The following is a 10,325-nucleotide window of genomic DNA, read 5'->3' as shown; positions in this document are numbered from 1 at the left end:
ACCCTTCTCCTAATAAATAGCCTGACTTAAATATTCGCATGATTGCCTACAATGACGTCACACTTCCTCTCACCTCCACCCAAATCTTGGGTTCCATTGTATGATGAGACTAACCTTATCAAATGCAGTTGAAATCACAATAGACAGTTTTTGTCGGACGTCGCATTTCTTTCGATCCAACGCTGTATGAGTGCAATTCAACTCTCTCAATAAAAACGTCTTAAAAGATGTAACTTGATCCGCCCCTAGGTCACTTCCATGAATGGAAAAAAGCATGCTGAGACAAGAGAACTCTCTTGCCCAGCATGCCAGTTGATGTACGAATTTAAATTGAAAGGTACAGGTTCCGATAACCACTCGGCGTCAAGTCCGTCAATCTTTTGAACGTATGACAAAAGTGGGAAATATCCTGAAATCCTACAGAAGCTGCAACCTCCGTTATGGGCAGATCGCTCCCTTGTAAGTACTGCTTTGCTTTGTTGATGCGATAGGCAATTAGAAACTCATTGACGGAAACCCCTGTATCCTGTTTGAAAATTTTACAAAGATACGATCGCGAAAGGTGAAACTGTCCGCACAAATTCTCTATACGCAAAGATTCCTGGTAGTGCTCCATCATATAGCTCAATATGTTTTCGACGACCCTCTTTCGTTCTCCCGATCCCGGCTGAACAATGCTTATATCCGTCTGATAACGGCCTAACTGAGTAAACATATGCAGCAGGAGCCCTTTCACAGCAAGGGGATATCCCGGCTGCTGTTCCCTGATTTCCCGCTCCAGCTGACTAAGCGTTTCCTGCAAGCCCAGCAATTGGCGGGCATTTAATTGGACATGAAGGGAGTCGCTGCCCGGTCCTGGAAGCCACTGCTCAATCCATGCAGCTATCTGCATATCACGCTCGTACAAACCTTCCAGATAGCCTTTCTCGACGGCAAGGACATAGCGATGAAAAGGAACCTCCATATCCGGGCGCGATCTATGCATGGCCATAGGCCTTACGACCGTAAAGCTTCCTGGTCCTAATGTATGAATCCGTTCACCAGCAATGTATTTGCCGCTGCCTTGTATACATAAATAAAATTCGAATCCGCTGTGCGAATGGAAGTTGCGCTGGTACAAGCTCGTCGTTCGATACAAACAATGAACGGGAAAGGCAGAGAGTGTCAGATTCGTCCACTCGTCTATTGCCGCTCCAATGGCATCAGGCCGCTCCACCCGTTCTAAGTTTTCCGATTTCACCCCGCTCACAACTCTTCACTTCCTTTGTTATATTTCGTAGACAATACCCCAAGTCAATAAGAGCATACGCCAAGCCTCGCGGTCATCCTGCATAGTATAGTGAATGTAGATACTACACTTTCATGGAGGAATACGACAATGCCAACTGCACTAACATCTGCTCATCTCGAACAAACCGCGAGCCAGATCTATGATTACATGCTATCTGATCATTCGGGAAATTGGGGTTTGGATATTCATCACTGGGACTGGGTTCCCGGCGTCGGCGTCATATCGATACTAGCCTATTATGAAAGCACGCAAAAACAGGAGATCCTGAATCATCTAACCTCATGGGCACGCCAAAACATGCATAAATCGGAGCATTTGAAGGTCATTAACTCCATGGCTCCCTTCGCCATATTCCCTGCTCTTTACGGTCACACGAAGGACCCCGTCTTTCTGGAAACTGCCGAGCGCATCGGGAAGTGGATGCTGACTGAAGCTCCCCGTACAAGGGAAGGCGCGTTTGAGCATACCGTCACCGAAAATGCCAGCTTCCCCGAGCAGGTATGGGCAGACACGATCTTCATGGTCGATCTATTCCTAGCGCGTCTTGCCCGCCTTACCGGTGAAACCGCCTATGCCCAGGAAGCTGTCAATCAGCTTGACCTCCACTTACGACTGCTTCAGGACGATAGATCAGGTGTGCTGTTCCACGGTTGGAACTGCATCGCACAGGATCATATGTCCGCTGCGCGCTGGACGAGAGCTAACGCATGGATCGCAATCGCAACGCCGATGATCCTGCAAGAACTCGAGGGCCTCACCGAAGTGCCCGAAGAAACTTTAGAGCGTTACCGCGCTATGATGCATGGGCTTATCCGATATCAACAAGCAGATGGTCTATGGACCACTGTCATGGATCAACCTGATTACTATCCGGAGACTTCAGGCAGCGCCGGTATCGCTTGCGGCATTCTATTAGCCGTGAAACGCGGTTTGCTGGATCCATCCAGCAAAGAGGCAGCCTATCGCGCCGCTGAATCTATTCTATCAAAGGTTTTGCCAAACGGGGAAGTAATTGGCGTATCAGGCGGAACACCTGTTATGCCAACGATTGAAGCTTATAACACAATCCCGTGTTATCCAACGCTTTATGGACAGGGGCTAGTGCTAATGCTGCTCTCAGAAATGATTGAAAAAAGGAAGGAGACCGCCATTTAATTGGCGAGCTCCTTTTTTTTGCTTCATCTAGTTCGGATGCTTGTCATTCGGCTTCAAGGAAATCGACAGCTGTTGCTGCGAACCGCCCGCACGATTATCATCTCGCCTTGCTGTCACGTGCTCCGCTTCTTCTTCAATGAGAATCAGAGGCAATTCCTTCACCGAGTCACCTATAGCTAACGTGAATAAAAAAGCAGCTTTGTCCATAGCTTGGAAATCTAATATTTGCCGCTCGCCTGCGTAAATAACCAGATCTAGTCCATAGATGTCTCCCTGTTTGCTCCATTCCCAGTTCCAACCGGCTGTAGCGGAGGAAACGTTTTTGTCGCCGTAGCCCAGTTGGTTCTTTCCATCACCCTCAAAGGCAGCATATAAGCTTTCGAAACGCAGAGGCAGTCCATTGATCTGCACTTGTGCTACAGCGCCTTCCTGCTCAATGCTCATTCGCTCCAAGCAACCTCCAAATTCCATGCGAATCCGGAAATCAGTCGCCTCTATACGGCCTTGAATACGATCCAAATTCGGATGTGTATCCCCACCGTTCGTTAGAAAGTTTACGCCTAACAGCAGTTGGTTGCGGCTCGCTGCAACACTGAGAACAGCCGAGCAATAATCATATCCATCATGTAAGCAGCGCATTTGCAAATAAGTGGGCTGCCCGCCATTATCGAAATAAGCGACCATCCCTCTTGTTTGATTCCACATGATCTCTTTCCTAAACACTCCGATCGCATACTGCGGCGTGATGTAAGTCTCCGCCCATTTCACGAATCCGGTTTCCTCATTGCGGTAATAAGGCTGCCTAAGATCACGCACCTCTACTCGGGCAAATTGCTCAACGTACTGTTTCGGACATTGGATTCCGCTGCCATACCACTCTGCATCATAATCCAAATCCTCAGAGGCAAAGAAAACCAGCCTACTATCGGTAGTCACTTGCAGGAAAGACTTAGCCTTATTCGTCAATAAGGTACTATAGCTGCGGCTGTGCGGACCAGCCCATTGCTGGGTGACCGGATGATAATGCTCGACCAACATTCGCCAGACCATGTCTAACAATTCGGCGGCTATGTCCTTAGCACGAGAATTGAGGGAATACTCGTGAATTTTAGAAAGCTCCACAATGGCAATGACGGAATAGGTAGGACTATTAAATTCTTGAAAGGTCCCTAGTTTTGCTGTATAGTGCTGAAGCTTCTCCAATCGTTCCAGCCCATAATCTGCATAATCCTTCCGATCATACACCCTACCTGCAATCAAGGTCACAAATGCCCCCATAATCGCAATATTCGTATAGTGCGGTCCTACATTCCGTTTGATAATCGCGTCACATGCAAAGCTTACCGATTCTCGGATTTGATCTTTCAGCACTTCAGGCATCTTATGACCGTGACGCAGTACAGCAAGAAGCAGCTCCTTGCCGCAAAAGTCCGCCCAGTTCCAATCAGGAGGAGCCATCTGTGTAAGCGGCTCTTCATAAAACCAAGGCCATATCCCGTAAGTATCACTTAGCGGATTGCGATCCTGCAAGGATAATAGGAGGCCAATGATATCATAGGCCCTTTGTTCATATTCCTTCATTTCCGTATTTAGCAAGCCAACCGCATAGAGCAGCGATTGATAAGTTGGATGAGTCGTTGGGTGATTCTTCGCCGTAAGCGTGGTATGATACCCCGGGCTATGAAAAGGACGACGAAGCATACAAACCTGAGAATCATACTCACTTTCTTTGGCTTTGATTGCTTTTATCAAAAGTGCTTTGTGATCAAGAATAGTCTCATTTACGCTCATGCTGAACAATCCCTCCCATTGGGTTTGTTGAATAACAACGGGAAGGTCAGCCTACGCTTCAAGCAAGCCGCCTTCCCGCAAATTCAGTTATATATATTGGGCGTGCACTGATTATTTCAAGAACTCTTTATTCTTCTCATACCACTCTTGTGCAAGCTTCTCAACATTATCTCCACCAAGACGCTTCCACTCTTTACGTGCCTCTTCCATTGCAGCCTCTGGGGTTGATCCACCGCCTCCAGTTACGGCTTTTACCTCGATTTGCGTAGCAATCGGATGGAACGTGGCGATCAATTGGCTTACTTCCGGAATATCCGGGCTAAAGGCTATGTCTCTGCGATATTTGTTTTTGAGTGCCACACCTAGCGACTGTGTTTTCAATTTGGCATATTCCTGGGAGAGCGCATCCTGAGCAGCCATGGTCGGGAACCACTCGGCTTTCAGGCTGAAATCAGTTACAATCGCATACTCAGCAGCGTAGCCAACTTCCTTACGGAATTTATCAGCGTCGATTTTTTGCGGAATCACACCATCCACTAGCTTGTGATGGACGTTTTCCTCGCCGAACTTCATCGACATATCGCCTTTCTCCATCATCCAATCGAGGAATTTAACGGCTGATTCGATTTTATCCTCTTTCATTTTACTGTTAAAGGCTACCAGAATATTCGCCGGAAGCTCCTGATACAAGCCGTTTTTTCCATATTTACTAGCTACTGGTTCCAATGGAACCATCTTGGCGTCCGGTACGTTCTTCTTGAGATCCATGAATTCGTTCTGAATATCCCAACCAGCAAAATAAATACCTGCCTTGCCAGTAGTCAACATTTGACGCGCGCGCTGGAAGTTGCTATCCGTGATATATTCTTTATCCAACAAGCCTTGATCGAACAACGATTTCTGATAGGCAACAGAATCCTTATAACGATCCAACGTTCTGCCAAACTTGAGCTTGCCCTCCTCCAAATACCATTGATTCTCATTCACGAAAAAGAGAGCTCTAATGATTTGTACACCGTTGCCATTAAACGCAATTGGTACTGTATCTGCTTTACCGTTACCGTCCGGGTCCGCTTCCTTAAATTTCTTGGCCACCTCGATCAGTTCTTCTGTTGTCGTCGGCGCTTTCAAGCCCAGCTTATCCAGCCAATCTTGACGAATCCACATTCCATGATTAGCAAGCCCTTCTATGCTTCGACTGCTGGTAACAGCATACATTTTGCCGTTAATCGTCGTTGCTGATTTGAGCTCAGGATGCTCCTGCAGATACTTTTTCAAAGTCGTACTATATTTCTCGATAAAACCGTCTACTGGTTGTATGGCACCTTGGTTGGCCAATTGCGCAATATAGTTGCGGTCGTACTCCCAGATGAGATCAGGCGCGCTTCCGGAAGCCACGAGGGTACTTAGCTTTTGTTGAGCCTGCGCACGAGGTACCGGCACCCAGGTTACCTTAGCCGGTGAATTCTCATTCATCCACTTTGTCCAACGGTTGCTCTCGTAGCTGCCTTCCTCTGCGGCTACTGTTCCACGATCAAAGGCAGAAATGCTGATTTCTTTCTTCGGACCGGCCGCTGTTGCCGTCGCAGCTGCACTTCCTTGAGGCTTTGCTGAACTGCCACCCTCTGTGGTCGTATTAGAACTGCAAGCGAATACTGCTAATGACAAGCTTGCTGCAAGAACTGGTTTCCACGCATGTTTAGTCATTTTCAATGGTTCCATCCCCCTAAATATTGTGTGGTATATATCAAGGACTATTTGCCCCGAGATATCAGCCTTTGACCGATCCAATCAAGACGCCTTTGACAAAATGCTTCTGCAAGAACGGGTACACGACCAGAATTGGCGTGACTGCAATGACAATCGCTGCCGCTTTAATCCCTTCGGGAGTAAGCGTTATCTCTGCAATACCCTCGCTTCCGGCTCCTTGATCCAGTAGATTCTGATCCACCTGCAGGATCATTTGATAGAGCTTGAGCGTCAAAGTATGCTTGGTTGTTTTGGTAATGTACAGTAAGACATTGAAGTAAGAGTTCCACCAGCCTACGGCATAAAAGAGTGAAATGGCAGCTATGATCGGTTTGCATAGCGGTAAAATGATTTGAATCAGAATTCGCCAATCCCCTGCGCCGTCGATCGACGCTGATTCCTCCACCTCCTCCGGTAAACCTTCCATGAACGTTTTCATCACAAACATGTTGTACGTACTGATTAATGAGGGAAGCCAAAGCGCCCAATAGGTATCCATAAGTCCTAATGATTTAACGAGTATAAAATTCGGGATTACGCCCGAAACGAACAACATGGTGAAGGTGATGAATATGAGCAGCCCATTACGTCCCATCAGTCTTCGTCTGGAAAGCGGATAAGCGGCCAGTAAGGTAAGTGTCATATTGAGTACGGTGCCGACAATGGTTACCAGCACCGTATTGCCCATCGCTACAAAGAGCTGCCCATCCTGGAAAAGTCGTTTATAGGCCTCCGTATTGAATTCGACCGGCCACAGTGTCACCTCACCCGCTGTAATAGCCCTGCTGCTGCTGAAGGACGATACAACCTCATACCAGAACGGGTATAAGGCAATTAACGAAAGAAAGCCGAGAATCGCATAATTAGCTGACGTCCCAAAGCGGGATAAAAGGGATTGCTTTTTATATAAACTTTGCATCGCTTACCATAACCCCCGTTCTCCGAACGCTCGAGTCAATCTATTTACGCCTACGACCAGTATCAACCCAACTGCAGATTGGAACAAGCCTAAAGCCGTCGTATAGCTGTAATTCATATTCTGCAAACCAACACGGTACACGTATGTACTAATTACATCCGCAACATCCAAGACAGACATATTCTGCAGCACCAGTGTCTGCTCAAGCCCCACATCCATCATGTGCCCCATGCGGAGAACGAGCAGGATAGCGATTGTACTGCGAATGCCGGGCAATGTAATATGCCAAATCTGACGCAGTTTCGAAGCACCGTCCATCTTGGCGGCCTCATACAGCTGCGGATCAATCGAGGCCATTGCAGCCAAATAAAGAATCGTGCCCCAGCCCGCTTCCCGCCATATGCCTGATAAGGTGTAAGCAACAGGCCACCAGCTGGAGCTAGCCATGAAGTATATAGGCTCGATGCCAAACACTTTCGTTAGCACCAAATTGACAACCCCCGTGCTCGGTGAAAGCATAGCAATGAAGATGCCCCCAAGAACAACCCATGAGATGAAATGAGGTAAGTAGAGCAGATTCTGAACGGTCCGTTTGTACCACTCCTTGCGTACCTCATTAAGCAGAAGTGCGAGTAGAATGGGTACCGGAAATCCAAAAACAAGGCTGTACACATTGAGCAGCAACGTATTTCTTAGTACTCTCCAGAAATCGATGCTTTGGAACAAGCTTGTGAAGTGTTTAAACCCTACCCACTTGCTGCCGAAGATGCCGTCGGCGAATCGGTAGTCCTTGAAGGCAATAATCTCGCCGATCATCGGAGCATATTTAAATAATAGATAAAATCCGATCACAGGCAGAAGCATCAGATACAAATGTCGATCCCGTATCAAGCGGCCTCGGAATGTGGACGGAATCGGCTTGGTTGGAATTGGCTTCCGCTGGCTTAGCTTCTTATTTAAGCCGGTCACTCTTTCCTCCATGTTGTGTTCACCCTTTCCAAATGTGAGCCTGCTGTTCTGCCGGCGATATCATCGTATACTGCCACTGCTTGCTTGCAAATAGACACGTTTTGCTCTGCTGTCTTTTCTTAACAATTACCCTGTCACCTTACTTAAACTAGGTTCATTTTCCTAAGGTGACGGCTACTAAGCAATACGGTAACGAGGGCGGTTTACCTCGATTTCCGTGTCTTGGCGGCGGAAACGAGCTTGTTCGAGCGTAGTGATGGGCGAGTCGCGGCTACATAGGCTCGGATATCGCGCTACCACTCTACGCTCTACTCACCGCAAGCTCACAAGCCCAAACGCAAAAAAGAGACCCACAGCAACGGGCTGCGGGTCTTCAAGTATATATATTTAAAAAGGGGGTCGAATTTCATTATAGGCTCCGAACCTTAAAGGAAGATGAAAACCAGATGTCATTTTGGTTACAAATGATTCCTATTTGTTACAAGCAATGCTGCTCTATTTTTCCTTGATCGGAATATAAATGTCCATTTGGATGAGCTCATTTTTGGATGGGTTACAGCGTTCATCATACAGTTCGAACTCCGCACCACCTGCATGTTCATAGCCGGAGTGAGGAAACCACTCTTCGAAAATGGACTTCCACGTGCTCTGAATGGATGCAGAAAATTGATCCTGAGTCACCTTCGGTGTTGTAAACACAGCATACCTTGCCTCCGGAAATTCACGGCTCACCAGATCGGCAGACACACCTTCAAAACCTGTGGCCTCCATTCCGATAATATAACTTAAATCACCAGTCTCCATGTTGAAATCCGTACAAATGCCCAACTCAACTTGTGAATCTGCATGTACACGATTGGGAATGCGATTCCCCTTGCCCTCTTGTAGATACGAGCCCCAGAATGCAGGGATTTCACGATGGTTTCTTCCCTCTTTGCAGGACGTTTTCAGTTCATAGCCAATCAGTTTAAAAGCAGGCTTCGTCTTCAGTTGATATTCCATTCGAATTCCTCCTAATATAGGGATCTTTGAGCGTAGCTCAAAGTCTCTCCTCTTTGGGTTGAATTTTCTTTGCAGCACATTCACTTTCGCATAAACTGGCGTCAGTATGCCTTGTTTACGGTAAGCAAGCGGCGTACGTTCAAAAACTTTTTTAAATGCTCGAGTGAAATTCTCATGGGACTGGAACCCATTGTCGAGGGCAATATCGATTAACTTCTTCTCCGTATGTGCGATCTGATAGGCCGCGCTCGCTAATCTTCTTTTCCGAACATACTCCATCACAGCTTCTCCCACCATGGTTTGAAAGACTCTATGAAAATGGAATTCAGAGAAACAAGCGACTTGAGCTAAACAAGCAACAGATAAAGGCTCAGAAAGGTGATCTTCAATATAATCCAAGGTCTTCTGAATCTGCACAAAGTAATCGGTGTCCATCGGTTGCCCCCTCCAGCATTCTAAATACAGTGTAAGCTATTTAAAATAACGGTTCTTGATCTTTCTTGCTAAAGGGCTAGCCCGATGCTATCCCATCGATTATCTCCAACTCCCTTTGGAAGCAACCGAGTAGGTCTTGTATTGATTCCTGCCCTTGATTTCCAAGCAATTGATTTGCAAGCCGTAAGCACAGCCGCCATCAATGCCGATTTTATCACGATCGAACCAAACATCTGCTTTCCCATGAATATCCTTAGCTGGTGTATGCCCAAAAACGACTGTTTTTTTAACGACGGTTCGCTGCTGGACAAAAGGAGCTCGAATCCACATAAAGTCCCTTTCTGGCTGAGTTTTCCAATCCAAAAATGCGGGGTTAAGCCCAGCATGAACATAAATGTGCGTCTCGTCCTCGTAATAGAACGGAAGATTATTTAGAAATGAAATATGATCGCTAAATTTTGCCCGGATTCGTTCTTTCGATTGCTTCAAGTCAAGAGCCTCGGTCCCGCAGAAGCTTTTAAAAGTTTGGATGCCTCCATGCTCAAAAAACTTCATTTCTGTTAGTGAATCTACGTCCCCCAGAACATCCACGAAACGTTGATCATGATTTCCTTTGAGCGCAATCGCTCCCTTTTCTCGCACCAAATGCATAACCAATTCCACGGTTTCCCGACTTTGCGGCCCTCGATCCACGTAATCACCAAGCAGCACGAGCTGATCTTCTACGGCATTAAAATTTACTTTATCGAGTAATTGCTTGAATTCATCCACACAGCCATGTATATCGCTTACGGCTAACGTTCTTTTCATATCCTGTACCTCCTGATGGCGCGCTCCGGCAAATCCGCTCCCTAGCAAACTCTGAATCTATGCGTATTTCTATTATTTAGATTTTATTTTATCATAGTTTGGTTTGTTCGGGATTCCTTAATTATCATTCATCTAACGTAGGAAACATGAAAAGGACGTCCTGATGGACGTCCTGCTTTCCAATTCCTATTACTATTGATGTAT

Annotated in this window: 8 protein-coding genes; 1 reads left to right on the top strand and 7 read right to left on the bottom strand. The window is 46.7% G+C overall.

Going from position 1 to position 10,325, the window contains the following annotated elements; genetic code table 11:
- Window positions 1-325: 325 nt before the first annotated feature.
- The gene (locus QFZ80_RS36595) at window positions 326-1,249 is read right to left on the bottom strand and encodes an AraC family transcriptional regulator (protein WP_307563506.1); all 924 of its coding nucleotides are present in this window, start codon (window positions 1,247-1,249) and stop codon (window positions 326-328) included.
- A 129-nt stretch (window positions 1,250-1,378) separates the two neighbouring features.
- On the opposite strand from QFZ80_RS36595, the gene QFZ80_RS36590 reads away from it, so the two are divergent.
- Window positions 1,379-2,446 carry a glycoside hydrolase family 88/105 protein gene (locus QFZ80_RS36590; protein WP_307563504.1) on the top strand — a complete coding sequence of 356 codons (1,068 nt, stop codon included), beginning with the start codon at window positions 1,379-1,381 and terminating at the stop codon, window positions 2,444-2,446.
- 27 nt (window positions 2,447-2,473) lie between these two features.
- Here QFZ80_RS36590 and QFZ80_RS36585 read toward each other — a convergent pair whose 3' ends face one another.
- From QFZ80_RS36585 to QFZ80_RS36560, 6 genes are all read right to left on the bottom strand, one after another.
- The gene (locus QFZ80_RS36585) at window positions 2,474-4,237 is read right to left on the bottom strand and encodes a hypothetical protein (RefSeq protein ID WP_307563502.1); all 1,764 of its coding nucleotides are present in this window, start codon (window positions 4,235-4,237) and stop codon (window positions 2,474-2,476) included.
- Between the two features lie 111 nt (window positions 4,238-4,348).
- On the bottom strand, window positions 4,349-5,944 hold the full coding sequence (locus tag QFZ80_RS36580; RefSeq protein ID WP_307564329.1) for an extracellular solute-binding protein: 1,596 nt from the start codon (window positions 5,942-5,944) through the stop codon (window positions 4,349-4,351).
- A 64-nt stretch (window positions 5,945-6,008) separates the two neighbouring features.
- The gene (locus tag QFZ80_RS36575; RefSeq protein WP_307563500.1) at window positions 6,009-6,905 is read right to left on the bottom strand and encodes a carbohydrate ABC transporter permease; all 897 of its coding nucleotides are present in this window, start codon (window positions 6,903-6,905) and stop codon (window positions 6,009-6,011) included.
- A gap of 3 nt (window positions 6,906-6,908) precedes the next feature.
- Window positions 6,909-7,886, bottom strand: coding sequence for an ABC transporter permease (locus tag QFZ80_RS36570; RefSeq protein ID WP_373460322.1), 978 nt, complete (start codon window positions 7,884-7,886; stop codon window positions 6,909-6,911).
- 483 nt (window positions 7,887-8,369) lie between these two features.
- The gene (locus QFZ80_RS36565; RefSeq protein WP_307563498.1) at window positions 8,370-9,311 is read right to left on the bottom strand and encodes an AraC family transcriptional regulator; all 942 of its coding nucleotides are present in this window, start codon (window positions 9,309-9,311) and stop codon (window positions 8,370-8,372) included.
- A 99-nt stretch (window positions 9,312-9,410) separates the two neighbouring features.
- The gene (locus QFZ80_RS36560) at window positions 9,411-10,121 is read right to left on the bottom strand and encodes a metallophosphoesterase family protein (protein ID WP_307563496.1); all 711 of its coding nucleotides are present in this window, start codon (window positions 10,119-10,121) and stop codon (window positions 9,411-9,413) included.
- Window positions 10,122-10,325: the final 204 nt, after the last annotated feature.

This window comes from Paenibacillus sp. V4I7 (assembly GCF_030817275.1).
Taxonomy (GTDB): Bacteria; Bacillota; Bacilli; order Paenibacillales; family NBRC-103111; genus Paenibacillus_E.
Note: the sequence above shows the minus strand (reverse complement) of the source record. Positions and strands in the feature narration are given on the sequence as shown.

Excerpts from the sequence above, each read along its gene's own strand:
- QFZ80_RS36590 (WP_307563504.1), top strand. The coding sequence starts at position 1,379 with ATGCCAACTGCACTAACATCTGCTCATCTCGAACAAACCGCGAGCCAG.
- QFZ80_RS36585 (WP_307563502.1), bottom strand. The coding sequence starts at position 4,237 with ATGAGCGTAAATGAGACTATTCTTGATCACAAAGCACTTTTGATAAAA.
- QFZ80_RS36580 (WP_307564329.1), bottom strand. The coding sequence starts at position 5,944 with ATGACTAAACATGCGTGGAAACCAGTTCTTGCAGCAAGCTTGTCATTA.
- QFZ80_RS36575 (WP_307563500.1), bottom strand. The coding sequence starts at position 6,905 with ATGCAAAGTTTATATAAAAAGCAATCCCTTTTATCCCGCTTTGGGACG.
- QFZ80_RS36570 (WP_373460322.1), bottom strand. The coding sequence starts at position 7,886 with ATGGAGGAAAGAGTGACCGGCTTAAATAAGAAGCTAAGCCAGCGGAAG.
- QFZ80_RS36565 (WP_307563498.1), bottom strand. The coding sequence starts at position 9,311 with ATGGACACCGATTACTTTGTGCAGATTCAGAAGACCTTGGATTATATT.
- QFZ80_RS36560 (WP_307563496.1), bottom strand. The coding sequence starts at position 10,121 with ATGAAAAGAACGTTAGCCGTAAGCGATATACATGGCTGTGTGGATGAA.